General features: G+C 68.9%; 26 protein-coding genes. 9 read left to right on the top strand and 17 right to left on the bottom strand.

Annotation, left to right across the window (positions count from 1 at the left end; all coding sequences use genetic code 11):
- Window positions 1-77: 77 nt before the first annotated feature.
- From RKE25_RS06615 to RKE25_RS06585, 7 genes are all read left to right on the top strand, one after another.
- A complete protein-coding gene (locus RKE25_RS06615) occupies window positions 78-647 on the top strand; it encodes a nitroreductase (protein ID WP_311841459.1) in 570 nt (189 codons plus the stop codon).
- On the top strand, window positions 635-1,531 hold the full coding sequence (locus RKE25_RS06610) for a 5'-3' exonuclease H3TH domain-containing protein (protein WP_311841458.1): 897 nt from the start codon (window positions 635-637) through the stop codon (window positions 1,529-1,531). The genes RKE25_RS06615 and RKE25_RS06610 overlap by 13 nt, the downstream gene beginning before the upstream one ends.
- 216 nt (window positions 1,532-1,747) lie before the next feature.
- Complete coding sequence (locus RKE25_RS06605; RefSeq protein ID WP_311838249.1) at window positions 1,748-2,812, top strand: IS30 family transposase; 1,065 nt, start codon at window positions 1,748-1,750, stop codon at window positions 2,810-2,812.
- A 432-nt stretch (window positions 2,813-3,244) separates the two neighbouring features.
- A complete protein-coding gene (locus tag RKE25_RS06600) occupies window positions 3,245-4,069 on the top strand; it encodes an AraC family transcriptional regulator (RefSeq protein WP_311841457.1) in 825 nt (274 codons plus the stop codon).
- 36 nt (window positions 4,070-4,105) lie between these two features.
- Window positions 4,106-5,089, top strand: a complete 984-nt coding sequence (locus tag RKE25_RS06595; protein WP_311841456.1) for a DMT family transporter — start codon at window positions 4,106-4,108, stop codon at window positions 5,087-5,089.
- 72 nt (window positions 5,090-5,161) lie between these two features.
- Window positions 5,162-5,731: an NUDIX hydrolase gene (locus RKE25_RS06590; RefSeq protein ID WP_311841455.1), complete on the top strand. Its 570-nt coding sequence runs from the start codon at window positions 5,162-5,164 to the stop codon at window positions 5,729-5,731.
- A 159-nt stretch (window positions 5,732-5,890) separates the two neighbouring features.
- Complete coding sequence (locus RKE25_RS06585) at window positions 5,891-6,250, top strand: hypothetical protein (protein ID WP_311841454.1); 360 nt, start codon at window positions 5,891-5,893, stop codon at window positions 6,248-6,250.
- A gap of 171 nt (window positions 6,251-6,421) precedes the next feature.
- On the opposite strand, the gene RKE25_RS06580 is transcribed toward RKE25_RS06585, so the two are convergent.
- The 10 genes from RKE25_RS06580 to RKE25_RS06535 form a co-directional block, all read right to left on the bottom strand.
- Entirely contained in the window at window positions 6,422-6,724 is a 303-nt protein-coding gene (locus RKE25_RS06580) for an STAS domain-containing protein (protein WP_311841453.1), read from the bottom strand.
- A 28-nt stretch (window positions 6,725-6,752) separates the two neighbouring features.
- Complete coding sequence (locus RKE25_RS06575; protein ID WP_311841452.1) at window positions 6,753-7,934, bottom strand: methyl-accepting chemotaxis protein; 1,182 nt, start codon at window positions 7,932-7,934, stop codon at window positions 6,753-6,755.
- Between the two features lie 13 nt (window positions 7,935-7,947).
- Complete coding sequence (locus RKE25_RS06570; protein ID WP_311841451.1) at window positions 7,948-9,048, bottom strand: chemotaxis response regulator protein-glutamate methylesterase; 1,101 nt, start codon at window positions 9,046-9,048, stop codon at window positions 7,948-7,950.
- A 170-nt stretch (window positions 9,049-9,218) separates the two neighbouring features.
- Window positions 9,219-9,872: a chemoreceptor glutamine deamidase CheD gene (gene cheD, locus RKE25_RS06565; protein ID WP_311841450.1), complete on the bottom strand. Its 654-nt coding sequence runs from the start codon at window positions 9,870-9,872 to the stop codon at window positions 9,219-9,221.
- The gene (locus RKE25_RS06560) at window positions 9,869-10,741 is read right to left on the bottom strand and encodes a protein-glutamate O-methyltransferase CheR (RefSeq protein ID WP_311841449.1); all 873 of its coding nucleotides are present in this window, start codon (window positions 10,739-10,741) and stop codon (window positions 9,869-9,871) included. Before RKE25_RS06560 ends, cheD begins: the two co-directional genes overlap by 4 nt.
- Window positions 10,742-10,997: 256 nt before the next feature.
- Window positions 10,998-12,728, bottom strand: a complete 1,731-nt coding sequence (locus tag RKE25_RS06555) for a methyl-accepting chemotaxis protein (RefSeq protein WP_311841448.1) — start codon at window positions 12,726-12,728, stop codon at window positions 10,998-11,000.
- Window positions 12,729-12,737: 9 nt separating this feature from the next.
- Complete coding sequence (locus tag RKE25_RS06550; RefSeq protein ID WP_311841447.1) at window positions 12,738-13,265, bottom strand: chemotaxis protein CheW; 528 nt, start codon at window positions 13,263-13,265, stop codon at window positions 12,738-12,740.
- Window positions 13,266-14,446: 1,181 nt separating this feature from the next.
- Window positions 14,447-16,429: a chemotaxis protein CheA gene (locus RKE25_RS06545; RefSeq protein WP_311841446.1), complete on the bottom strand. Its 1,983-nt coding sequence runs from the start codon at window positions 16,427-16,429 to the stop codon at window positions 14,447-14,449.
- A 10-nt stretch (window positions 16,430-16,439) separates the two neighbouring features.
- The gene (locus RKE25_RS06540) at window positions 16,440-16,802 is read right to left on the bottom strand and encodes a response regulator (RefSeq protein WP_311841445.1); all 363 of its coding nucleotides are present in this window, start codon (window positions 16,800-16,802) and stop codon (window positions 16,440-16,442) included.
- 11 nt (window positions 16,803-16,813) lie between these two features.
- Window positions 16,814-17,122: an STAS domain-containing protein gene (locus RKE25_RS06535; protein WP_311841444.1), complete on the bottom strand. Its 309-nt coding sequence runs from the start codon at window positions 17,120-17,122 to the stop codon at window positions 16,814-16,816.
- Between the two features lie 257 nt (window positions 17,123-17,379).
- Between RKE25_RS06535 and RKE25_RS06530 the strand changes: the two genes are divergently transcribed.
- Entirely contained in the window at window positions 17,380-18,516 is a 1,137-nt protein-coding gene (locus RKE25_RS06530; RefSeq protein ID WP_311841443.1) for a flagellar hook-length control protein FliK, read from the top strand.
- Window positions 18,513-18,770 (top strand): flagellar biosynthesis protein, encoded by a 258-nt coding sequence (locus tag RKE25_RS06525; RefSeq protein ID WP_311841442.1) that lies wholly within the window; start codon window positions 18,513-18,515, stop codon window positions 18,768-18,770. Before RKE25_RS06530 ends, RKE25_RS06525 begins: the two co-directional genes overlap by 4 nt.
- 39 nt (window positions 18,771-18,809) lie before the next feature.
- Here RKE25_RS06525 and RKE25_RS06520 read toward each other — a convergent pair whose 3' ends face one another.
- From RKE25_RS06520 to RKE25_RS06490, 7 genes are all read right to left on the bottom strand, one after another.
- Window positions 18,810-19,283 (bottom strand): chemotaxis protein CheW, encoded by a 474-nt coding sequence (locus RKE25_RS06520; RefSeq protein WP_311841441.1) that lies wholly within the window; start codon window positions 19,281-19,283, stop codon window positions 18,810-18,812.
- A gap of 39 nt (window positions 19,284-19,322) precedes the next feature.
- The gene (motD, locus tag RKE25_RS06515; RefSeq protein ID WP_311841440.1) at window positions 19,323-20,324 is read right to left on the bottom strand and encodes a flagellar motor protein MotD; all 1,002 of its coding nucleotides are present in this window, start codon (window positions 20,322-20,324) and stop codon (window positions 19,323-19,325) included.
- The gene (locus RKE25_RS06510) at window positions 20,321-21,061 is read right to left on the bottom strand and encodes a flagellar motor protein (protein ID WP_311841439.1); all 741 of its coding nucleotides are present in this window, start codon (window positions 21,059-21,061) and stop codon (window positions 20,321-20,323) included. Before RKE25_RS06510 ends, motD begins: the two co-directional genes overlap by 4 nt.
- A 1-nt stretch (window position 21,062) precedes the next feature.
- The gene (locus RKE25_RS06505) at window positions 21,063-23,042 is read right to left on the bottom strand and encodes a chemotaxis protein CheA (RefSeq protein ID WP_311841438.1); all 1,980 of its coding nucleotides are present in this window, start codon (window positions 23,040-23,042) and stop codon (window positions 21,063-21,065) included.
- A gap of 13 nt (window positions 23,043-23,055) precedes the next feature.
- A complete protein-coding gene (locus tag RKE25_RS06500; protein ID WP_311841437.1) occupies window positions 23,056-23,694 on the bottom strand; it encodes a protein phosphatase CheZ in 639 nt (212 codons plus the stop codon).
- Window positions 23,691-24,098, bottom strand: a complete 408-nt coding sequence (gene cheY, locus RKE25_RS06495) for a chemotaxis response regulator CheY (RefSeq protein ID WP_311841436.1) — start codon at window positions 24,096-24,098, stop codon at window positions 23,691-23,693. Before cheY ends, RKE25_RS06500 begins: the two co-directional genes overlap by 4 nt.
- Window positions 24,099-24,167: 69 nt before the next feature.
- A complete protein-coding gene (locus RKE25_RS06490; RefSeq protein WP_311841435.1) occupies window positions 24,168-24,962 on the bottom strand; it encodes an RNA polymerase sigma factor FliA in 795 nt (264 codons plus the stop codon).

Raw genomic sequence — 24,962 nt, 5'->3', positions numbered from 1 at the left:
GTGTCCCGCTGCGATGCGAGTCGCCTCGCCGGCGCGCGGCGGGTAGCATGAGCGCTTTGCGTTTCCGGGATCCTTCGATGTCTTCTCCGCTCCAGCCGCTGCTTCAACGCCATTCCGTGCCCGTCGCCCAGCTCGGCGGGCCCGGGCCGGACGAGGCGACGCTGCGCGCGCTGCTGGAAGCGGCCATCCGCGTGCCAGACCACGGCAAGCTGGTCCCGTTCCGCCTGCTGCTGCTGCGCGGCGACGACAAACTGCGCTTCGGCGAGCGCCTGGCCGTGCTGGCCGAGGCTCGCGACCCGGCGTTGCCGGACTCCAAGCGCGAGAAGGAGCGCCGCCGCTATACGTTCGCGCCGGTGGTGGTCGTGGTGGTCGCGCGCATCGACATCGGCAGCAAGGTGCCGGAGATCGAGCAGCGGCTCAGCGCCGGCTGCGTCGCCTACAACCTGGTGCTGGGCGCCACGCAGCTCGGCCTGGGTGCGCAGTGGCTCACCGGCTGGGCCGCATATGACGGTGAAGTGGCGCGCATGCTCGGACTGGGCGCGCACGAGCACGTGACCGGCTTCGTGCACATCGGCACGCCGCAGATGGACGTGCCGGACCGCGACCGCCCCGCCCTCGACGACCTGCTCGGCACATGGACGGCGTGAGCGCCCCCGCCGCCCATCTTGTCGACGGAAGCCTGTACGTCTTCCGCGCCTGGCACTCGATGCCGGACGAGTTCACCGACGTCGATGGCCACCCCGTCAACGCGGTGCACGGCTTCACCCGGTTCCTGTGCGAGCTGCTGGAACGCACCAGGCCGGCGCATATCGCGGTGGCGTTCGACGCGTCGCTCACCACTTCGTTCCGCAACGCGATCTATCCCGCCTACAAGGCCAACCGCGAGTTGCCGCCGCCGGATCTCGAGCGCCAGTTCGTGCTGTGCCGCGAAATCGCCCTCGCGCTCGGGCTGGTGGTGCTGATCGACCACAGCTACGAAGCCGACGACCTGATCGGCAGCTCGCTGTGGAGCCTGCGCGCCCATGGCTTCCGCGGCGTGATCGTGTCCGCCGACAAGGATTTCGGCCAGTTGCTCGGCGAGCACGACGAACAATGGGATTACGCGCGCAACCTGCGCTGGGGCCCGTCCGGCGTGCATGAGCGCCTCGGCGTGCACCCGCACCAGGTGGCGGATTACCTCGCGCTGTGCGGCGACGCGGTGGACAACATTCCCGGCGTTCCGGGCATCGGCGCGAAGACTGCGGCGGCGCTGCTGTCCCATTTCGGCAGCCTCGACGCGCTGCTCGACCGCGTGGACGAGGTGCCGTTCCTGCGCATCCGGGGCGCCGCCAGTTGCGCGCAGAAGCTGCGCGAGCATCGGGAGATGGCGCTGTTGTACCGCCGCCTTACCCGCATTGCGCTGGATGCGCCGGTGTCGATGGCTGCCGATGCGCTGGCTTGGAATGGGGCGAGGTTGGCGCTTCTTGAGGATTTGTGTGAGCGGTTGAGGTTTGGGCCGTTGACGCGGCAACGGTTGAAGGCGCTGGCGTAGCCTAGCCATCTCCATGCTCGTCATTCCGGCGCAGGCCGGAACCTAGTAGCGACATGGCTCGGTTGTCGCGACGTGGTCGCCAGTCGTGTCTCGCCCCTCGCGGGGCGAGGGTTTCGCTCTCCTGCCGGAGAGCGAGTTACTTTTTCTCTGCTTGCCCAGAGAAAAAGTAAGGCGGTCTCTAACATCAAGTGCACCACCCCCACGACACGGTGATGCATGGGACAGCATTACAGCCATCTGAGCGCCGAAGAACGGGGCGCGATCATGGTGGGCAAGGCACGCGGCGAGAGCGCTCGGCAGCTGGCACGGCTGCTAGGCCGTTCGGCTAGCACGATTTCCCGGGAATTGGCGCGTAATGGGCACCGCGAACCGGCGGAGCGTCCGCGCATGGGTCGTCCGACACTTGGCTATGACGCCCGCCGTGCCGGTGCGCGGGCTCGACGGCTCGCGCGCAAGGCACGCCGACGGCGCAAGCTACATCGTGATGGGGTCTTGTGGCCCCTGGTGCGCCAGCTGTTAGCGCGCCGCTGGTCACCGCAAGAAGTGAGCCGCACACTGCGCCGGCAGCATCCTGACGAGCCGGCCAAACACGTGTCCCATGAGACGATCTACACCGCGATTTATGCCATGCCGCGTGGCGAACTGCGGCGTGAGCTGGTGGCCTTGCTGCGCCAACACAAGTGCGCACGCCGTCCGCGTGGCCAAGGGGCGAACCGGCGCGGCCGCATGCAGGATCTGCCGAGTATTCATGACCGCCCGCCGGAGGCCAACGAGCGCCTGTTACCAGGCCATTGGGAAGGCGACTTCCTCAAGGGGGCGCGTAACCGATCGTCGGTGGGGGTGCTGGTGGATCGACGCACTTTGTTCCTGAAGCTGGTCAAGATGAAGGGGTGTTCGGCCCAGGAGGCGCTGGAGGGCTTCAGTCGCGCCTTCCAGGGCGTGCCGCCGGAGCTTCGCCAGACACTGACCTATGACCAGGGCAAGGAAATGGCGCTGTACAAGACCTTGTCCGAACGTACCGGCTTGAGCATTTATTTCGCCGATCCGCGCAGCCCCTGGCAGCGGGGCATCTGCGAAAACACCAACGGCCTGCTGCGGCAGTACCTCCCTAAAGGCACCGATCTGTCCGTGCATAGCCAGCGAGCGCTGGATGCCATCGCTCAGGAGATGAACCTTCGGCCCCGAGCCACCTTGGGCTACCACTGTCCGGCGGAGATGTTCATGCGTGCCATGGGGCACGATGACCTCGCTCAGGCCATCGATGATGCACTTCTAGATTGACACCGCCTAACCAAAAAGAGAGGGCCCCCTGCGCGGCGCCCTCCGCAGCCTTCGCTGCTCCGGGTGCGTTGAGGGCTGGCCGGGCTTTTCGACAGGGCATCCATGCCCGAATCGAAAAGGCGGGGACGTCCTGTCCCCGCCCGCCTTTGGCGGCCTGATCGTCCAGCCCTCACCGCCGCGAAGGGAACCCGGGAGATCAAGAGCGTTACGGAGCGTCGCTTCGCTCGCTCTTGTTGGGTCGTTGGCTGCTTGCCGCGGTACTGCACTTCTCCTTCTCCCCTCCGGGGAGAAGGCGGGATGAGGGGCGGGTGCTCGCGAAAACGTGGCTACAACCGCCCTACCAAGCGCGACCATGGCCGTCCAAAGCAGCTTCTATCTCGCTCCACCTACGCTCCCCCGAGCAACACGCCAAACCATGCCATCATCCCCCCCATGCAAGGCGTCCCCCACCAGTTCAACCACCCGACCGACCAGGCGGAGTTCCGCCTGCCTGCGCACCGAGCGGGTATCGAGCTGTACCGCGCGCACATCGTGCGCCATGCCTTCGAGCCGCACGTGCACGACGGTTTCGGCCTGGGCGCGATCGAGGCCGGGGTGGAGCGCTTTCGCTATCGCGGCGCCGACCATCTCGCGCCGCCCGATTCCCTGGTGACGATGAATCCGGACGAGCTGCACACCGGCCGTGCAGAAACCGAAGGCGGATGGCTGTACCGCATGGTGTACATCGAGCCGTCCGTCGTGGACGAGGTCACCGGCGAACGCGGTTGGTGGTTCGGAGATGTCGTGAGCGAGGACGCGACCGGCGCGCGGCGTGTCACCGCGTTGCTCGACGCGCTATGGGCTGCGCGTGAGCCGCTGGCTTTCGACAGCCTGCTGCTGCAGTTGATGGACGCCTTCCGCCACCACGCGCGCATCCCGCGCAGGGCGCGCCCCGAAGCCGCGTCGCGCTTCGCCGGCGTCATCGACTATTTGCGCGCGCACCTCGCCGAGCGCGTCACGCTGGACGAGCTGGCCGCCGTCGCCGGCCTCAGCCCTTTCCACTTCCTGCGCCAGTTCCAGGCCCGCCACCACGCCACGCCGCAGCAGATGCTGATGGCCTTCCGCCTGTCGGAAGCCAAGCGCCGGCTCACCGCCGGCGAGGCACCGGCGCAGGTCGCGGCGGCCACTGGACTGGCGGACCAGGCCCATCTCACGCGTGCCTTCGCGCGCCGCTACGGCGTCACGCCCGCCCGCTACCAGCGCCAGCTGCAGCGATAGCAATCTCGTACAAGACGGCTCGCCCGCGCGGCCCCCATGCTGCGCGGCATGTGGATGGGAACGCTCTACGCCTTGATCGCCGGCCTGCTCTGGGGCCTGGTCTTCGTCGGCCCGCTGCTGGTGCCCGAATACCCGGCCGCGCTGCAATCGGTCGGCCGCTACCTCGCCTTCGGCCTGATCGCGCTGCCGCTCGCCTGGCTGGACCGCGCCGCGCTGCGCCAGCTCAGCCGCGCCGACTGGGTGGAAGCGCTCAAGCTCGCCGCGATCGGCAACCTGCTCTACTACCTGTGCCTGGCCAGCGCCATCCAGCGCGCGGGCGGGCCGCTGCCGACCATGATCATCGGCACGCTGCCGGTGGTGATCGCGATCAGCGCGAACCTGCGCAACGCACGCCGCGACGGCCGCCTGCCGTGGCCGCGGCTGGCCCCTTCGCTGGCGTTGATCGCCGCCGGCATCGCCTGCGTCAACCAGGCCGAACTGGCCGCGCTGCGCGCAGACGCCGGCGCCGACCTGGGCCGCTACGCCACAGGGGCCCTGCTCGCCTTCGGCGCCGTGGCGTGCTGGACCTGGTATCCCTTGCGCAACGCCGACTGGCTGCGCCATCACCCCGGCCGCAGCCCGCGTACCTGGGCCACCGCCCAGGGCGTGGCCACGCTGCCGCTGGCGCTGGCCGGCTATGCGGTGCTGTGGCTGGCGATGGCTGCCGGCGGCAGCGGTTTTCCCATGCCCTTGGGTCCGCGGCCCGCTGTCTTCATCGCGCTCATGGCAGCCATCGGCCTGTTCGCCTCCTGGTTTGGCACGCTGTGCTGGAACGAAGCCAGCCAGCGCCTGCCCACCGCGCTGGCCGGCCAGCTGATCGTGTTCGAAACGCTCGCCGCGCTCAGCTACGCCTTCTTCCTGCGCAGGCAGTTCCCCGGCCCGCAGACCCTGCTCGGTATCGCCCTGCTGGTGGCCGGCGTGGCCTGGGCCACGCGGATCAAGCCGGTGCCGGTGGAACTGGAGGCAGAGCGGGTGCAGTGATCGCGCCGAAGCGGTTGTAGCGGTCATGGCCGCGCGGCACCATGCCGGCTTCCCTCCTGCCCATGGCCCTCCATGAACGCGCCCGCCCAACGCATTCCCCACGACGCCACCGCACCGGTCGAGACCCTCCACGAAGGCCGCTGGCTGAGCCTGCGCAAGCGCGGCCGCTGGGAGTACGCCGAGCGCAACAACCCCGGCGGCGCGGTGATCATCCTGGCGGTGACGCCCGAGGACAAGGTGCTGTTCGTCGAGCAGTACCGCGTGTCGATCCTGCGCAACACCATCGAGATGCCCGCCGGCCTGGTCGGCGACGAAGCCGGCCACCACGACGAGAGCGCCCTGCTGGCGGCGCAGCGCGAGCTGGAGGAAGAGACCGGCTACCGCTGCCAGCGGGTGGAGTTCGTGCACGAAGGCCCGTCCTCTTCCGGCATGAGTACCGAAATGATCGCCTTCGTGCGCGCCTGGGACCTGGAGAAGGTCGGCCCGGGCGGCGGCGACGAGAGCGAGAACATCGTGGTCCACGAAGTGCCGCGCCGCGAAGCCGGCGCCTGGCTGTTCGCCCGCGCGGCCGAGGGTTACTCGGTGGACCCCAAGCTGTTCGCGGGGCTGTGGTTCATCGAGCACGGCCGCATAAGCGCCTGATTCCCGCCGCCCTTTGGGCGGCCTGAAAGCCATCGTCATGGGGAGTCTCCTTCTTTCCGCCGGGAGCAGGGACCCCCATGGCTAAAGTTCCCGCCGGCCTTGCCGATTTCTAGGACGTCGTTCCTCAACAACGATTTCCCATCGATCGGATATACGCCCATGAAAACCCTCCTCGTCGCCGCGCTCCTATTGGCCCCGGTCGCTTCGCATGCGGCCTGCTCCGCCACCGATTTCGCCATCTCCGACTTCAAGATGAAGTCCACCGGCTCCGGCACCGGCATGCGCCTGAGCCTCGCCGGCCAGCTCACCAACCACTGCGCCTCGCCCGCCGCGGCCCAGATCCGCATCGAGGCGAAGGACGCCGGCGGCAAGGTGCTGCAGAGCAAGCAGGGCTGGCCGGCCGGTACCGCCAACATCGGCCCGGGCCAGTCGGTCAGCTTCGACCTCGGCCGCCTGTTCCGCTATGAGTCCGACATGCAGGACTACACGGTCAGCGTCTCCGAAGTGAAGACCTGGTAAGCGTTCCACGTACCGAAACACTGTTTTTCTTCGGCCCCGCAAGGGGCCTTTTTTTGCGTGGAAAGAAGATCCGCGACAACGGCTGCCGCATCGCCGCGACGAAAAAAGGCGGCTCTCGCGAGCCGCCCCGTCATGCCGGGAACACCGGCGTCCCGCCGTTCCGCGCTTCGCTCAGTGCAGCACGAACAGCCGGTCGAAACCCGCCACGCGCAGCGTGCCGCGCAATTCGCTGCCCGCATTCACGATGCGGATTTCCGAGCGTTCGCCGCCTGCATGCTCACGCAGCAGCAGCAGCATGCCCAGCGCGGAGCTGTCCATGCTGTTCACTTCGCCCAGGTCGATCACATAGCTGCGCGCCGGGCGGCCGCTCAGGCAGGCATCGTGAAAGTCGCGGTGGACGGTGAAGTCGAAGCGTTCGCCCAGCAGCAGGGTCAGGCAATCTTGTTCGTTGTCGTGATGGATGGTCAGGCTCATGGGCTTTTTCCTTGGGCGGCGCCGGCGTTCAGAACAGCTCGATCTCGCCGGCGTCCATGGAGTTCTGCAAGGCGGGACCGCGTGCGCGCAGCCGGGCCTTTTCGCGCTGCATGGAAAGGCGGGCGCGCACGCGCTGGGCATGCTCGGCCAAGGCGGCGGCGTCCACGTCGGTGCAGGCCAGTTCTTCGATGTCGCGCGTGCAATCGGCGGTCACTTCCTGCAGCTCGACCAGGCGCGTGCGCGTCTGGTTGATCAGCTGGCTCAGGATGTCCTCGAACTGCAGCGAGCGGATGGTGGTGGACACGTCGCTGCCCAGGCCGCGGTTGATCTCCACCACCTGGTCGGCGACCTGGCTGGTGCGCGCGTCGCTCTCGGTGACGTGCGCCAGCATGGCGTCGATGCCGCCCTTGGTGGACAGCGCCATGTTGAGATCCTGCGAGGCCATCGCGCCGACCAGCCCGCGCAGTTGTTCCATCGCGGTGCGCGCGCGCTCGACGTGGCTGCCGATCTGCTCGTTGAACTGATTGGAATGGCTGGCGAGGTTGCGGATCTCGCCGGCCACCACCGCGAAGCCCCTGCCCGCCTCGCCGGCGCGCGCCGCCTCGATCGAGGCGTTGAGCGCCAGCAGGTTGGTTTCCTCGGCGATGGTGTTGACGTTCTTCAGCAGGCCGAACACCGCGTCCATTTCCTTCGCCATGCCGTCGATGCGGTAGACGATGCGCAGGCTGTCGCGCGACAGCTGCACGATCAGGCCCACGAAATGCTCCAGCAGGTCGCTGGTGCGCGCGGCGAAGTCCTGCACGGACACGCCGTCCTTCTGCCCATCGATGATCTGCTTGAGCAGCGACTGCTGCAGGCCGGTCTTGTGCGACAGGCCGTCGAAGCCGCCGCCCAGTTCGGACACCGCATCGCGCAGCAGGTCCAGCGCCTGGTGCAGTTCGCGCGCGGCGTGGCCCAGTTCGTCGACGAGTGCCTCGCGTACGTCTTCCAGCGCCTCGCGCACCGGTGCCGTGTCCTGTGCCGGCGGCAGCACGGTCACCACGCGCGCCGGGGTGCGGCGCTGCTCGATGAGCCAGGCGGCGGAGACGCCAACGACCGCCAGCGGCGCCAGCCAGGCGGGATGCCACAGCAGGCTCAGCAACAGCGCGGCGGCGCTGACGCTCAAGCCGAGCGGCAGGCGAAAGATGGACGGGGCGGGAATGGCAGACATGACAGCGTCCAGTTCAGCGGATGGCGGCGCGCGCGGCGCCGACGAGAGGTTGGCGCGCCAGCTCCAGCAGGCGCGCGGCGATGTGTTCCAGCGGCAGCATCTCGCTGGCCGCGCCGAGCTTCCAGGCAGCGCCGGGCATGCCCCACACCACCGAGCTGCCTTCGTCCTGCACCACGGTGGCGGCGCCGGCTTCCTTCAGTTCGAGCAGGCCGCGGGCGCCGTCGTCGCCCATGCCGGTGAGCAGCGCGGCGATGGTGGTGCGGCCCACGGTGGCGGCCATCGAGCGGAACAGCACGTCCACGCTGGGCTTGTGGCGGTTCACCGGCGGGCCGTCGTGCAGGCGGCACACGTGCCGGGCGCCGTCCCACATCACCAGCAGGTGCTGGCTGCCCGGCGCGATGTAGGCATGGCCCGGCTGGATCGGCTGGCCGTCGCGGGCCTCGCACACACGCATCGCGGAGCAGTTGTCCATGCGCGCGGCGAAGGGGCCGCTGAAGGCGGCCGGGATGTGCTGGGTGATCACGATCGGCGGCGCGTCCGGCGGCATGGATTCCAGCACCACGCGAATCGCCTCGGTGCCGCCGGTGGAAGCGCCGATGGCGATGATCGGGCTGCCGCCGCGCGAATCCGGCGTCTGCGCGCGCGGCAGTACCGCGTCGGCGCTCAACCGCGGCGCCACTTCCAGCTTGCGCACCGCGGTGCGCACGCGCGGGCGCGCCAGCGCGGCCAGCTTCACCTTGGCGCAGATGTCCTGCGCGCCCTCGGCGAAGGTGCTGGCCAGGTCGCTGCTGGGCTTGGTGAAGAAGTCCACCGCGCCCAGTTCCAGCGCGCGCAGGGTCACTTCCGCGCCCTGCTGGGTCAGCGAGGACACCATCACCACCGGCATCGGCCGCAGGCGCATCAGATTCTCGAGGAAGGTGAGGCCGTCCATGCGCGGCATCTCCACGTCGAGCGTGAGCACGTCCGGCTCCAGCTGCTTGATCTTTTCGCGCGCAATCAGCGGGTCCGCCGCCGTCCCCACCACCTCGATCATCGGATCGCAGGACAGCATGGTCGTCAGCAGCTTCCGCACCAGGGCGGAATCGTCGATCACCAGGACACGGACTCGGGACATTCAGGCTTCTCTTCGTTGCGCGGTGGGTGGGCGGTGCGGACGGGGGGATGAGTAGTGAGGACGCCGGCCCGGGCCGCGCGCGGAGCCCCCTGTTCCTGGCCGTTTCCGGTCGATCTGCGCTCGCGCGACGGATGCCGGCCGTACGTCCTCACTGCTCATCCCTGGGTCCTTCAAAACAGCTCCACCTCTCCCTTTATCGGATCGTTGGCCAAACGCTTGAGGTAATTCCGCTCGCCGTCCACCAGTACCGTGGCGTGGTGGCCGCGCAGCTGGCGCACGCGAGCCTTGCCGCTGCACGGGAAGAACTGCACCTGGCGCGGGTAGACGTCGCCGACGTCCTCCGCGATCAGGGCCAGGCCCTCGGCGGCCAGGTAGCGGCGCACGAAGGCGATGTTCCGTTCGCCGATATCGGTCATCTGGGCCAGCACGCGGCCGCCGCCGAAGATCTTCACTTCCAGGTCTTCGCGCCGGCCGCCGGCCTTGAGGATTGCGTTGATCAGCTGCTCCATCGCATCGTTGCCGTAGCGCGCGGCGCGGCCCACGGTGGACGACCACGCGTCGCGCTCGCCCATCGGCTCGGGCAGCATGAAATGGTTCATGCCGCCGATGCCGCGGCGCCGGTCGCGCACGCAGGCGGACACGCAGGAACCGAGCACGGTGGCGATCAGCTCTTCCTGGCGGCTCACGTAGTACTCGCCCGGCAGCACCTTGGCGGTCATGCTGCCCTGGGCCGGGTCCCAGTAACGCCGTACGTGCTCGAAACCGGGCAGGACCTCGTCGGCGGCCGACGGTCGCGCGGATGCGGGTTGCACGGGGGCATTCATACGGGCTTCTTCCGGTAGACGGTGCGGCCGACCAGCGCGAAGTCGTCGTTCAGGCCGTGCATGGATTCGGAGTGGCCGAGGAACAGATAGCCCTCGGGCACCAATTGGGCGGCATAGCGCCGGAACAACCGCTCCTTGGTCGGCTTGTCGAAATAGATCACGACGTTGCGGCAGAAGATGGCGTCGAACAGTCCGCTCATCGGCCAGTCGTGCAGCAGGTTCAGGGGCTGGATCGCGACCAGCTCGCGCAGGCGCGGATGCACGCAGGCCAGGCCCGCGTACGCGCCTTCGCCGCGCAGGAACCAGCGCCGGCGACGTTCGGCACTGACGCCGCCCAGCTTGTCCACCGCATATACGCCTTCGCGCGCGCCGGCCAGCGCCTGCGGCGACAGGTCGGTCGCCAGGATCTTCGCGTCCACGCCGCCACCGTGCTTTTCGAGCGCCTCGGCCAGCACCATCGCCAGCGCGTACGGCTCTTCGCCGGTGGAACAGCCGGCCGACCAGATGCGCAGCCGCTCGCCGCTGCGGCGCTTCTCGGCCAGCCATTGCGGCAGCAGGGTCTGCTCCAGCAGGTCGTAGTGGTGCGATTCGCGGAAGAACGAGGTGACGTTGGTGCTGATCGCGCTGGCCAGGTCGCCCAGCTCGCTGTCCGGATCGTTGCGCAGCAGCTCGCAATAGCCGGCGAATTCCTTCAGGCCCAGCGCACGCAGGCGCCGCAACAGCCGTCCCTGCACCAGCTGGCGCTTCTGCTCGCTCAGCGCAATGCCGCAATGCTTCAGGACGAACTCCCGCAGGAATTCAAACTCGCGGTTGCCGAGCAGCGGGCCGCCCGGGCTTGTCGCGGTGTCTTGGGAAAGCTGTACGGCCATGGCTCAGCTCTCCTTCCCGCGGATGGAAACACTCCCCCTGCGAACCTTCACGACCCACCTCTTATCGTTGTCTTGCTTCGAGCCCCGATCCCGCGTCGCTCTCCCGCCGGCCCGAAGATCGTCCACGTCGGCGAACAAGGGGCGGCAGCCCGATAAGAGTGCGGGCGGCGGATGCATCACTCCTGCGCTCCGTCCGACCCGCACCCCACCCCCTTCTCCCTTCCCCATGGGCAACGGAAGGGGGGCTACGCCTTGCTCAGAATTCCTTCCACACGCCGGCATCGGCGGTCTCTACCGCACGCTGCGCCCGCACCGGCGACGACGCCGGCGCCGAGCTGCGCACCGCGGCGAATACCGCTTCGGCTTCCGCGCTGGCCACGGCCGCGGCCTTGCGGGCCGGCGCCGCCACCGCCGCCGTCTCGTCGCCCAGGCGGAAGAAGCCCACCTGGCGCGCCAGCTCGCCGGCCTGCTCCTGCATGGCGCGGGCCGCAGCGGCGGCTTCCTCCACCAAGGCAGCGTTCTGCTGGGTCATCTCGTCCATCTGGGTGACGGCGTTGTTCACCTGGTCGATGCCGGCCGACTGTTCCTGGCTGGCCGCGGCGATCTCCGCCACGATGTCGGTGACTTTCTTCACGCTGTCCACGATCTCGGCCAGCGCCTTGCCCGACTGGTCGACCAGCGATGTACCGGTACGCACCTTCTCCGCACTGTCGGCGATCAGGCCCTTGATCTCCTTCGCCGCGCCCGCGCTGCGCTGGGCGAGGTTGCGCACTTCCGTCGCCACCACCGCGAAGCCGCGGCCCTGTTCGCCGGCGCGCGCCGCTTCCACCGCCGCGTTCAACGCCAGCAGGTTGGTCTGGAAGGCGATCTCGTCGATCAGGCTGACGATGTCGGAAATCTTGCGGCTGGACTCGTTGATCTCGCGCATCGCGCCCACCGCCTGCGTCACCACTTCGCCGCCGCGCTCGGCCTGCTCGCGGGCACCGCGCGCCAGCTGGTTGGCGTGGCTGGCGTTCTCGGCGTTCTGCTTCACGGTGGAGGTCATTTCCTCCATCGAGGAGGCGGTTTCCTCCAGGCTCGAGGCCTGTTCCTGCGTGCGCTGGCTCAGGTCGTCGTTGCCGCGCGCGATCTGTTGCGCGGCGGTGCTCACCGCGCTGGAACCGTGGCGGACTTCGCCGACGATCGCCGCCAGGCGTTCGTCCATGGTCCGGAAGGCTGTCAGCAGCTGGCCGAGCTCATCGTTGCGGCCCGCTTCGATGTCATGGCCGAGCTTGCCCTCGGCGATCTCGTTGGCGATGCGCACCGCGCGGTTCAGCGTGCCGATGATCGAGCGGATCAGCATCACCGCGGCGACGATGGCGATCAGCAAGCCGGCGATCAGCGCGATCAGGCTGGCGGCACGGATCCACTGGAAGCGCGCCAGTTGAGCGTCGTAGATGTCCTTCGCCTCCATGCGCTGGGCTTCGATCAGCTTGGCCAGCGCGCCCTGGCGTTCCATCAGGAGCGGACGCACCTGCATCTCGAGCACGTCCGACGCGGCCGGATCCTTCTGGTTCAGCGCGTCGAGCATGTCCTTCTTGGCCTGGGCATAGTCGTCGTCGGTGGAGCGCCACTTCTTGTAGAGCTCATCCAGCTTCGCCGAGCGCGTCATCGCGGCGTACTGCTTCTTCAGCTCGGTCATCTCGTCCTGGTACTTCTGGAACTCGCCCAGCTTCTGCTTGAGCGCATCGGGCTTGTCCAGCAGGTTGGTGGACTCGCCCATCACGATGAACGACATCAGCGAACGCGTGTTGATGCGGCTGACGATCTCGGCCGGCACCAGCTCGTCGTCGAACATCTGGCGCATGCCTTCGTTCTGCAGATGCATGGCACCGAGGCCGACGGCCGCGCCGCCGATCAACATGAGGCCGAGCAGACCGAGCACGCCGCGCAGGCGGTTGCGGACGGTCATGGCGGGAAGCTTGAACTTGATTGCGGGGATCTTCATGAGAGTTCCTTAGGCCACGGCCTTTTCGTCGATAGCCGCGGGCAATGCGGCCTCCAGCATCTGCGCGTCCTGCGGCTGCAGCAGCTTGTCCACGTCCAGCAGCAGCACCATGCGCTCCGCCACGGAGGTGAGTCCCTTGAGGTATTCGGTATCCACGGTGGTGCCCATGTCGGGCACCGGGCGCACGGCATCGCCGGCCACGTCGAGCACGTCGGAGACGCAGTCCACCACCACGCCGAACAGGCGGCCGGCGACCGTGACGATCACGGTGACGGTGGTGGGCGTGTATTCCTCGCGTTCCAGCCCGAAGCGCAGGCGCAGGTCCAGCACCGGCACGATGGCGCCGCGCAGGTTCAGCACGCCCAGCACGTAGGAAGGCGCCTGCGGGATGCGCGTCACCGGCGTCCATCCGCGGATCTCGCGCACGGCAAGGATGTCCATGCCGTACTCCTCGCGGCCGAGGCCGACGATGAGGTATTGGGTGGTTGCCGCGGCGTCGGCGGCAGGTGCGTAGGCACCGGTCGATGGCTGGCTCATGTGTTTCTCGTCCGCGGGAGATTCCCGCCCCTTAACGGCGTTATCGGCAATGGGGCGCGGGGCTTGAGGTGTTTTTCGCCTGTCGGCCGGGGGGATGGGGGGCTTGGCGCCCTGGCCTTTTGGGGTGGTGGTGGCCGCGTATTGGTGGCGATTCCGCGGCGTAGTCGGTCGCAGCGGTTGTTTTGATGATTTCCGGCTGGGGCTGGTTCTTTGTGGTTTGCACTAAGCCGTGGTTCGGCGATCTGGCCGCTTATGCAGCGGGCATTTCGGACGCCTGCCGGCGCCCGAGTTACTTTCTCTTTGCTGGCCCAAAGAGAAAGTAACCAAAGAGAAATGGCCTAAGGTCAAAGGCTCGCGGCGGGGGTTAGGAGAGCACGGTGTGTTTTCTTACTTTGCTGGACCGCGCGACTCGAAGGGGGACTGAGGGGCGTGGAGCGGACTTCGAGGCGCCGAAGCGGAGAGGAGGGGGAGCGGTACGTGTGCTTTTTGCTTCTCGCGATAACACCCCACTTCTCCTTCTCCCCTCCGGGGAGAAGGCGGGATGAGGGGCGGGTGCTCGCGGGAACGTGGCTAGAGCGGAAGTGGCTTTAAAAGGTGAAGCAAAGAATGTGTGTGCGAGGCTTGCTGCGAAAGGAAGTGCGCAGGAGTGCAGAAGCTGGGTTCTCTATGCAGCGAACAATAGGCATGAAGAACGAACAAAATCCCCGCTCCGTAGGTCCCCTCACCCCGCCCTCTCCCCGAAGGGGAGAGGGAGAAGTGCGGTGCTATCGCTAGAACAAAACACACTCACGCAACGCTCCCCGTCCTCTCCGCCACGGCGCCTCGACGTCCCCTCCACGTACCTCAGTACCCCTTCGAGTCGCGCGGTCCAGCAAAGTAAATAAACACACCGTGCTCTCCTAACCCCCGCCACGAGCCTTTGACCTCAGGCCATTTCTCTTTGGTTACTTTCTCTCGAGGCCCCCCTTGAGGGGGTTGGGCCAGCAAAGAGAAAGTAACTCGGGCGCCGGCAGGCGTCCGACATGCCCGCTGCATAAGCGGCCAGATCACCGAGCCGTGGCTTAGTGCAAACCACGAACAACCAACCGCGCACGCCAACAAACGCCCGCCGCATGAGCGACCAGGCCGCAAAACCATCGCCTAGCGCCAACGCCTCCAAGAACCGCCCCCAAGGGCAAACATCACGCCGCCCGCCTCCGCGTCATCCGACGCGACAACCCCGCCACATCCACGATCAACGCCACTGACCCATCCGCCAAAATCGTCGCCCCCGAAATCCCCGCGACACGCCGGTAGTTGGCCTCCAGCGACTTCACCACCGCCTGCTGCTGGCCGATCAGCTCGTCCACGAACAAACCCACGCGGCCACCGTCGCCTTCCACCACGATCACCAGGCCCTGCTCGATCGCGCGCTTGCCGCCGCCGCAACCGAACGCGTCCTGCAACCGCAGTACCGGCAGCCAGGCGTCGCGGAAGTGGAACAGTTCGCCGCCGCCGGTCACCGTGCGCAGCTGCTGGTCGCGCAGCTGCACCGTCTCGACGATGGAGGCCAGCGGCACGATGTAATGCTCGCCGCCCACCACGGCGGTGAGGCCGTCGATGATCGCCAGCGTCAGCGGCAGGGTGATGGTGAACACCGAACCCTTGCCCGCCACGCTGCGGATGCCGATGCTGCCGCCCAGGTCCACCACGTTGCGGCGGACCACGTCCATGCCCACGCCGCGACCGGACAGGTCGGTAGTCACCGCGGCGGTGGAGAAGCCGGGCTGGAAAATCAGGTCCGCCACCGCGTCATCCGTCAGGCCATCGCCGCTGGCGATGAGGCCGCGCTGCAAGGCCTTGGCGACGATCGCCTCGCGGTTCAAGCCCGCGCCGTCGTCGCTGATCTCCACCACGATGGAACCGTTGCGATGCGAAGCCTCCAGGCGCAGCGTGCCGACGTCGCCCTTGCCGGCCGCGCGGCGGCGGTCGGGAGTTTCCAGGCCGTGGTCGATCGCGTTGCGCACCAGGTGCACCAGCGGGTCGCCGATCTTCTCCAGCACCGTCTTGTCCAGCTCGGTCTGTTCGCCAACCAATTCCAGCTTCACCTGCTTGCCCAGCTTCTGGCCCAGGTCGCGGACCATGCGCGGGAAGCGGTTGAACACCGAGGCGATGGGCAGCATGCGGATGCCCATCACGCTCTCTTGCAGCAAGCGGGTGTGGCGCGCCAGTTGCGCCAGGCCCTGCTGCAGCATTTCCAGGCGCGAGGCGTCGAAGTCCTCGCGGAAGGTGTCGAGCATGGACTGGGTGATCACCAGCTCGCCCACCAGGTCGATCAGGCTGTCGATCTTGTCGATCGCCACGCGCACGGAGCCGGACTCGGCCGAGGCCGCCTCGCGCGGCACCGCCTTCGGCGCGGAGGACTGCGCGGCGACCGGCTCGGCCGCCGCCACAGGCACGTGCGCGTTGTGTACTTCGGCGCCGGGCAGCGGCTCGATCGACAGGTCGCATTCGTCTTCCACCCAGTCGAACACGCCCTTCACCGCCGCGCGGGCGACGTCGCCGCGCAGCTCCAGGCGCCAGCCCAGGTGGCATTCGGAAGGATCCAGCGCCTCGAAGCCGGGCAGCCGGTCCAGCTCGGCCTCGGCCTTCAGCTCGCCCAGCTCCGCCAGTTCGCGCAGCAGGCGCAGCGGATCGTTGCCGCCGGCGAGCATGCCCTTGTGCGGACGGAAAGAAATCGCCCAGCCGGTCGAGGCGTCGTCGGCCCGGCGCGCCGGTGCCGCGGCAGGTGCCAGGCTGCGGCCGACGGCGGCGGCCAGTTCGTGCCGCAGCGCCTCGCTCGCCGCGTCGGCCAGCGGCTGGCCGGACTGCGCGCGGGCGAACATGCCACGCAGGCAGTCCACCGAGCGCAGCAGGAGTTCCACGATGCCCGCGTCGATCGCGCGGCGGCCGTCACGCAGCTCGTCGAGCAGCGACTCGGCCTCGTGGGTGAAGGCCGCCATGTCGGGAAAACCGAACGTGGCGGCGCCGCCCTTGATCGAATGGGCCGCACGGAAGATGCCGTGGACCAGTTCCTTGTCGCCGCCGCCGTCCAGCGCCAGCAGCGCCGTCTCCATGGCGTCGAGTCCTTCGTGGCTCTCGTCGAAGAAGGTCTGATGAAACTGCGCCAGGCTCACCGTGCTCATAGGAAGGGCCTCAGCCGAGCACGCGCTTGACCGTGGCCAGCAGCTGCTCCGGATCGAACGGCTTCACCAGCCAGCCGGTGGCGCCGGCCGCCTTGCCTTCCATCTTGCGGTCCGTGTGCGATTCGGTGGTCAGCATCAGGATCGGCACGCCCTTGTATTCCGGCAGCGCGCGCAGCTCCTTGACCATGCTGATGCCGTCCATCACCGGCATGTTCACGTCCGCGAGCACCAGGTCGAAACGCGACCCCTTGGCCGCGTCCACCGCCAGCTGGCCGTTCTCCGCCTCGCTCACATCGTGGCCCGCGCCGCGCAGCGTGAAAGCCACCATGCCGCGCATCGAAGCCGAATCGTCTACCGCCAGGATCTTTGCCATCGTCTACCTCGTCAGGCCGGCGTCGCTGCCGGCAGTTCCAGTGTCTGTACCAGTCCCAGGCGCGCCGCGCCGTCGTGCAGCGCCGCGCTCGCGCCGGCCCAGGCGACCGCTACGCCGCGCGCCGCCGCCTCGCGGCGGAACACCGCCAGCAGTTGCAGCGCGGCGGTGTCGACGCGTTCCACCGCGCCGCCGTCGAGCGTCGCGGCCGGCGCGGTCAGCGCGGCGCGCAGCGCGTCCTTCACGGCCGGGAGATCCGCGATGCGGCAATCCGCCGGCAGCGTCACGCGACCGTCCGCCTTGTCCGTCTTCGCCTTGCCCATGCCCGATGTCCCGCCTGTGCCGTTGGGTGTCAGGGCGGTTATCGGCGGGGACGCGGGCGGCTTTAGGCTCGCGGGCCGCTTTTTTCGCGCGGCCGGCGCGGCGTCCGGCACGGAATCTGCAGCCCTGCGGGAAGTCCTTCGCCGTCCGGTGGCGGGCGTCGGAAAACCGGCGCTCAAGTTCCTGCGCCGACGGCCGAAGACATAGCCAAGTGATGGCCATCGGCGTCGACGGTGAACGCCAGAGCCAAGGAGCCCGCGTGATCATCCAGCCAACCAGTCTCGCCGCGCTGACCTGGGCCGGCGCCGCCTCCGGCGCCAGCGCGGAGAGCTGGCGCGTGGGCGCGGTCCTTGCCGCGCGCACGCTGGGCTACAACGAGCAGAGCAAGCTGGTGCTGCAGATCGGTGCGCTCACCGTCGAAGCCGAGCCACCGGGCACGCAGTTGCCTTCGCAGTTCCAGGTGCGCGTGCTCAGCCTGGGCGCCGAGCCGAAGCTGGAGATCCTCGGCGGCGCGCCGCTCGAACAGACGGTCAGCCGCGCGCTGCGCGAGCGCCTGCCCCAGCAGAACGGCTACGCGCCATTGCTGGCCACGCTGGGCGCGCTGGCCCAGCGTCCGCTGCTGCGCCAGCTGCCGCCGAACCTGCGCGCGGCCCTGGCACTGCTGGAACACAGCATCCGCACGCCGGTGGAGATCTCCAACGGCGCCGGCCTGAAAGAAGCGGTGAAGCGCAGCGGCCTGTTCCTCGAGGCTCAGCTGGCGCAGCCGCAGACCGACCTGGGCCTGCTCGGCGAGGACGACTGGAAAGCCGCCCTGCTGCGCCTGGCCGCCACGCTCGACCGCGGCGGCCCGCCGCCGCCCGGCAGCGACGTGGAAACCGCGCCGCCGCTGGCCCAGCGCGGCCTGCTCGCGCAGCCGCGCGTGCCGATGCCCGAATCGGCGCAGCCCGGCGAAGTGGACAGCCTGCTGGTACGCCTGCACGGCGACGTGCACGCGGCGCTGGCGCGCCTGGAAGTGGCCCAGCTCGAAGCGCAGGCCAGCGGCGCATGGATGATCGAGATCCCGCTCCAGGGCGAAGGCGGCCAGGACATCCTGCAACTGCAGATGACGCCGCACGAGGACGATCCCGAACAACCCACCGCATGGGTGCTGGGCTTCGCCCTCGACCTGCCGCGGCTCGGCCCCGTGCAGGGCGAGCTGCAGCTGCGCGGGTTGCGCCTGTCGGTGCGGCTGTGGGCGCAGCACGCCGAGACCGTCGACAAACTCGAACGCGGCTTCACCGAACTCAGCCAGCAGCTCACCGCCAGCGGTCTGCTGCTGGACCAGCTCACCTGCCAGAGCGGCTTGCCGCAGCCGCCGAACCTGCGCAGCGCCGTGCTGCTGAAGGCCACCGCATGACCCAGGCCCTGCCCCCGCCCCATCGCAAGGTCAGCCTGCGCCTGGCGCCGGGCGGCGGCGCGTCGCCGCCCTCGATGCCGCCCGAAGCGCTCGACCAGCTGCTGGCCCGCGCACGCGCGCTCGGCATCCCGCTGCATCACGACGCACAGGTCGCCGCCCTGCTGGCGGCGCTGCGCATGCGTCCGGACGTTCCCGGCGAGTTGTACGCGGCAGCGGCCGCCGTGCTCAACAGCATCTATCGCGCGGCCGAATAACGCCGAGGCAACCGCCTCGCGCGCCGCGGAACGAATGGCTCAGGCCGCGTGCCCCAGTTCTTCCGGCAGACGGCACATCCGCCGCACATCGAGCAGCGCGACGAAGCCGCCTTTCCACGGCACCACGCCGTCGACGGGATCGTTCTCGCGGACGGTGCGCCCCGGCGGAGGCGGCAGCGGTTCGGCGGTGACGTCGAGCAGTTCGCTGACCGCATCGACGCGCAGGCCGACCAGGTGGCCCTGGTGCGACAGCACCACGATGCGCCGCTGTTCGCCGCTGCCCGATGCCGCCGCCACGCCGAGGCGCCGGCAGCCGTCCATCACCGGCACGATGCGGCCGCGCAGCTGGCGCACGCCGAGCAGGTCCTCGGCTGCGCCGGGGACAGGCGTGACGTCGCCGTCGCGGATCACTTCGCTCACCTGGGTGAGCGGCGCCGCGTAGGACTGGCCCGCCAGATGGAAGATCAGCCAGCCCCGTTCGACGGGCGGCGCGGCGGCGTGGTCCTGGTTCATGCGGCCATCTCTGCTATGCGTGAATTCATTCGTGTGCCCTCAGCCGGCGCCGCTCGCGGTCACCACGACCGGGACGTCGGGCAGCGCCTGTAACTTCGCGGCGACGGGCAAGGCACCGGGCGGCGTAGCCGGCGTCGCGGCGGGTGTCGCCGGTTCGCGGGAGGCCGGCGCGCTCGCGGCGGCGCTTTCGGCCGCCTGGCCGGAACGGTCCGCATCGCTGTAGAAGCGCGCGGGCGCCTGCTGGTCGCTCAGCACCACGACGAGCACGCGGCGGTTGCGGTTGCGGCCTTCCTCGCTGACGTTGTCGGCAGCGGGGCGGTATTCGCCCCAGCCAATGATGCCCATGCGGTTCGGGTCGACGCCGTTCTCGGCGAACAGGCGCGCCACGCTTGCCGCGCGCGCCGCGGAGAGTTCCCAGTTGGACGGGAACACCGTGTTGCTGATCGGCTTGTCGTCGGTGTAGCCCTCGACGCGCAGCGGATTAGGGAACGGCGCGAGGATGCCCGCCACGCTGCGCAGCGTGGTGTCGGCCTCGGACGACAGCTTCGCCACGCCGCTGGGAAACAGGATGTCGGTGCGGATCTCGATCTCCAGCCAGCTCTGCGTGCGCCGCACTACCACCAGGCTGCGGTCGATCAGCGGCTGCAGCGCGTGCTGCACTTCGTCCTGGATGCGCTGCAGGTTCTGCTGCGCGGCGTCGCGGGTGGTCAACGAACCCTGCGTCATCTGCGGCGGCAGCGCCTGCGTCGGCAGCGGCACGGCCAGGTGCGGGCGCAGCGACGGCGGCGTGGTGGAGGACGAACGCTTGGCCGGCACCGGCGCGCTGGGCGTGGCGTTGTTGCTGTGCACCGGCTGGATCTGCTTGTTGTTGCCGTTGAAGGCTTCGATGATCGACTCGGACATCACGCGGTACTTGCCCTCGTTGACCACCGACACCGCGTACATCACCACGAAGAACGCCAGCAGCAGCGTCATCAGGTCGGCATAGGGAATGGCCCAGGCCTCATGATTGACGTGATCTTCGTGCTTGTGCCTTTTCATCCGAGGTAGCCCTGCAGGCGGCTCTCGATCTGGCGCGGGTTGTCGCCGCGCGCGATGGAAACCAGCCCCTCGATGATGATTTCGCGCATCTTGCCCTGCTTGTGGATCATGCCCTTCAGGCGCGCGGACATCGGCAGCATCAGCAGGTTGGCCAGCGCCACGCCGTAGATGGTGGCCACGAAAGCCGCGGCGATGCCGTGGCCGAGCTTGCTGGGGTCGGCGAGGTTCTGCATCACCGCCATCAGGCCCATCACGGCGCCGATGATGCCCATGGTCGGCGAGTAGATGCCGGCCTGCTCGAACACTTTCGCGCCGGCCAGGTCCGCGTGTTCGCGCGTGTCCTGCTCCACCTCGAGCACGCCGCGGATCTGCTCCGGTTCGCTGCCGTCCACCAGCAGCTGCAGGCCCTTGCGCACGAACGGGTCCTGCTCGGAATCGATCTGCGGCTCCAGGCCCAGCAGGCCCTGGCGGCGCGAGATCTCGCTCCAGCCGATGACGCGGCTGATCAGGTCGTTGGGCTGGTGCTGCGGCGGCTTGTAGATCATCGGCAGCATGCCGATCGCATGCTTGAGCACCTTGCCCTGGGTCTGCACCAGCAGTGCGGCGATGGTGCCGCAGAACACGATCACGAACGCGGCGGGGTTCCACAGCGCTTCGACGCTCGACCCTTTGAGGATGGTGCCGAGGATCACGACCACGAAGGCCAGGATCGTTCCGATGATGCTAACCAGGTCCATGTCAGGCGAACGCCTCTGAAGATGTGGAAGCCTTCGGCGACGCTCCCGACGCCGCCAGCCATGGGCCGCCCTCCCCGGCCAGTCCCGCCAGATCCAGCACGAGCGCCAGGCGCCCGTCGCCGGTGATGGTCGCGCCGGCCACGCCCGCCACGCCGGCGAACAGCGGGCCCAGCGGCTTGACCATCACGTCTTCGCGGCCGATCACCGCGTGCACCAGGCACCCCAGGCGCTGGTGGCCGATGTGCAGCACCACCACGTGGCGGCCGGCATCCTCCGCGGCGCCCGACCAGCCGGCCAGGTCGCCGAGCGGCAGCGCGCGGTCGCGATGCGACGCCACCAGGCAGCCGTCGAGCAGGCGGTCCTGCCCCGGCGACAGTTCGAATACTTCGTCCACGTTGCTCAGCGGCATCGCGAACAGCCGCGCGCCGACACGCACCATCAGCACGCGCACGATGGCCAAGGTCAGCGGCACCGTCAGTTCCAGCTCGCTGCCCTGACCGAGCTTCGAGCGCACCTGCAAGGTGCCGCCCAGTTCGGCGACGCGGGTCTTCACCACGTCCATGCCGACGCCGCGGCCGGAGATGTCGGAGACCTGCGCGGCGGTGCTGAAACCCGGTCGGAAGATCAGTTCCAGGCATTCCGTCTCGGACAGGCGCGCGGCCTGCGCCTGGTCGATCACGCCCTTCTCTACCGCCTTGCGGCGCAGGACGTCGGGATTCATGCCGCGGCCGTCGTCGGCCACCACGATCACGATGCGCTCGCCGCGCTGGCTCGCCGACAGGCGCACGCGTCCCTTGCGCGGCTTGCCGGCGCGCTCGCGCTCGTCCGGCATTTCCAGTCCGTGGTCGACCGCATTGCGCAGCAGATGAATCAACGGATCGGCGAGTGCTTCGACGAGGCTGCGATCCAGGTCGGTGTCTTCGCCCTCCAGCACCAGCTCGATCTCCTTGCCGAGTTGGCGCGCGAGGTCGCGCACGATGCGCGGGAAGCGCTGGAACAGCCGGCCCACCGGCTGCATGCGCATGCCGAGCACGGCGCCCTGCAATTCGTCCGCGACGCGGTCGAGTTCGCCGGCGGCCACGTTCAGCGGTTCGTCGCCGCTGCTGGCGGCGAGGCTCAGCAGCCGGTTGCGCACCAGCACCAGCTCGCCGGCGCGGTTCACCAGCGCGTCGAGGCGGCCGGTATCCACGCGCACGGTGGCTTCCGGCGGCGGCGCGGCCTTGGCCGGCGCCTTCGCGGGAGCGGGAGCAGCAGCCGACGCGGCCGACGCGGCACCGGGCGAGCCGCCCTTGCCGTGCAGGCTGTCGAGCAGCGCCTCGAATTCGGCGTCGTCGATGGTGTTGGAAACCTCGGCCTGCGCGGGCGTGCCGGGCGCCTTGCCCTTGCCGTGCAGGTCGTCGAGCAGGCGCTCGAACTCCGCGTCGTCGATCGAGCCAGACGATGTCGAATCCGACGGCGCCGGCGCGCCGGGCGCACCGCCCTTGCCGTAGAGGTTGTCGAGCAGCGCCTCGAACTCGCTGTCGTCGATGGTGCCGCCGCTTGCTTCCGCCACGGGCGGCGGAGCCGGCACCGGCGCGGGGGCCGGCGCAGGCGGGCGCGACGACGGTGGCTGCAGGCGTGCCAGCAGCACGGCGGGCGCCGCCGGCATCGGTTCCGACGACGCCAGCGCGGCCATCTGTGCATTGACCAGGTCCAGCGCTTCCAGCAACGCGTCCATCTGCGCGGCATCGAGCACCAGGTGGCCGGCGCGCGCTTCGTTGAGCAGGTCCTCCGCGTGATGGCACAGGTGCACCATCGGGTCGATGCCGAGAAAGCCCGCGCCGCCCTTCACGGTATGGAAGGCGCGGAACACGGCGTTGAGCAGATCGGCGTCGCGCGGCGACGCTTCGAGCGCGACCAGCTGCTCGCTCAGGCGCTGCACGAGCTCCCCGGCTTCGACCAGGAAGTCGTCGCGCAGCTCGGCGTCCAAGGTGGGATCCATGGGCTGCCCGTGCTCAGAAACCGAATTCGCTGAGCAGGCGGTCCGCCTCGTCCTGGCTCGACACCTTGGCGGCGGCCACCGGCGCTTCGCCGCCGGCCAGCGCGCCGGTCAGGCGCACCAGTTCCAGCAGCGAAGATTCCACGCTGCCGATGAAGGTGGCGACCTTCTTGATGCGCTGGCCCGACAGGTCCTGCCAGGACTGCGCCATCACCATGTCCGAAAGGCCCTCGCGGCACTGCGCGGCGAAGTCGCGCGCCTGCATGGCCAGTTCGGCCACGGGCTCTTCCGCGCCGCTGCCCAGCACGTCGCCGGCACGGCTTTCCAGCGCGGTGGCCTGCGGCCGCATGCGTTCGGCGAAGTCGATGCTGCGGTGGGCCGCCTTGGCGCTCATCTCCAGCACGTCGTGCAGGTTCTGGCGCGCGTCGGCGACGCTGTCCGGCACGCCTTCCTGCGCCAGCTCGCCGCCGAGGCGGCGCACCGCCTCGTGCAGGTCGCGGGCCAGCAGGCCCAGCGCGCGGAACAGATGCTGCTCGCGCTGGCGGACCATGGTGTCCAGCGCCAGCTCGAACGCTGCGCCGTCAGGACTGTTGAGCAGCTCCTGAACTTCCTGCGGCAGCGCCGCGCTCATGGGGGTGACCATCACTGCGCTCATGCGCTTGCTCCCTGGGCGGCAAGCCGCTCGAAGATCTTGTCCAGCTTTTCCTTCAGCGTGACCGCCGTGAAGGGCTTGACGATGTAACCGTTCACGCCGGCCTGGGCGGCGGCGATGATCTGGTCGCGATTGTTCTCGGCGGTGACCATCAGCACCGGCAGCGCCTTGAGCGCGGGCTCGGCGCGGATCGCGCGCAGCAGGTCGATGCCAGTCATGTTGGGCATGTTCCAGTCGGTGACGACCATGTCGAACGACTGCTGCTTGAGCATCGTCATGGCGTTCACGCCGTCGTCCGCCTCCTGGATGAGGCCGTTGCTGAAACCCAGCTCGACGAGCAGGTTGCGCACGATGCGCCGCATGGTGGAGAAGTCGTCCACCACGAGGATTTTCATGTTCTTGTCCAACGGAGGCTCCAGGGTCCTTGTGGGGGTGGGTTGGTCGAATGGGTCCGGGAAAATCGGCGGGAAACGGCGTCAGCGCTGGGCCTGGGCCGGCGCCTTCGCGCCGCCGTGCCGCCCGCCGCTGCCGGCGGCGCCCTCGGCACCGCGCCAGCCGGTCATCCGCGCGCGCAGCCGGATCAGCGCCTGCCCGTGGATCTGGCAGACGCGCGACTCCGTCACGCCGAGCACGGCGCCGATCTCCTTCAGATTCAGTTCCTGCTCGTAGTACAGCGACATCACCAACTGCTCCCGTTCGGGCAATCCGCCGATCGCCTCGACCAGGGCTTCGCGCATGCCTTCCTGCTCGAAGCGGTCCTGCGGGCTCAGGCCTTCCTGGTCGGCGACGTCGAGCGCGGCGCCCTCCTCGTCGTCCTCCGGCGCGGAGAGACTGAGCAGGCGCGCGCTGGCCGCGTCGGCCAGGATCTGGTGGTATTCCTGGGCGCTGATGCCGAGCCGGCGGATCACCTCCGCATCGCTCGCGTCCGCGCCCGTTTCGTTCTCGATCTGGCGTACCACCTCGGTCACTTCGCGCAACTTCCGGTGCACCGAGCGTGGCGTCCAGTCCGTCTTGCGCAGCTCGTCCAGCATCGCGCCGCGGATGCGGATGCCCGCATACGTCTCGAAGCTGGCCATGCGGTCCGTGGCGTAATTGCGCGCCGCTTCCAGCAGGCCGATCATCCCGGCCTGCACCAGGTCGTCCACGTCCACGCTCGGCGGGAGGCGGCCCATCAGGTGATAGGCGATGCGCCGCACCAGCGGAGCGTGCCTGCGCACCATCTCCTCCGTGCTCTCGCGTTGCAGTTGCAGATATTCGGAAGCCACGCTCAT

Origin of the sequence: Dyella sp. BiH032 (genome assembly GCF_031954525.1) — a bacterium.
In the GTDB taxonomy this organism is placed as follows: Bacteria; Pseudomonadota; Gammaproteobacteria; order Xanthomonadales; family Rhodanobacteraceae; genus Dyella_D.
The sequence above is the reverse complement of the archived record's forward strand: the minus strand, read 5'-3'. Positions and strand labels throughout refer to the sequence as shown.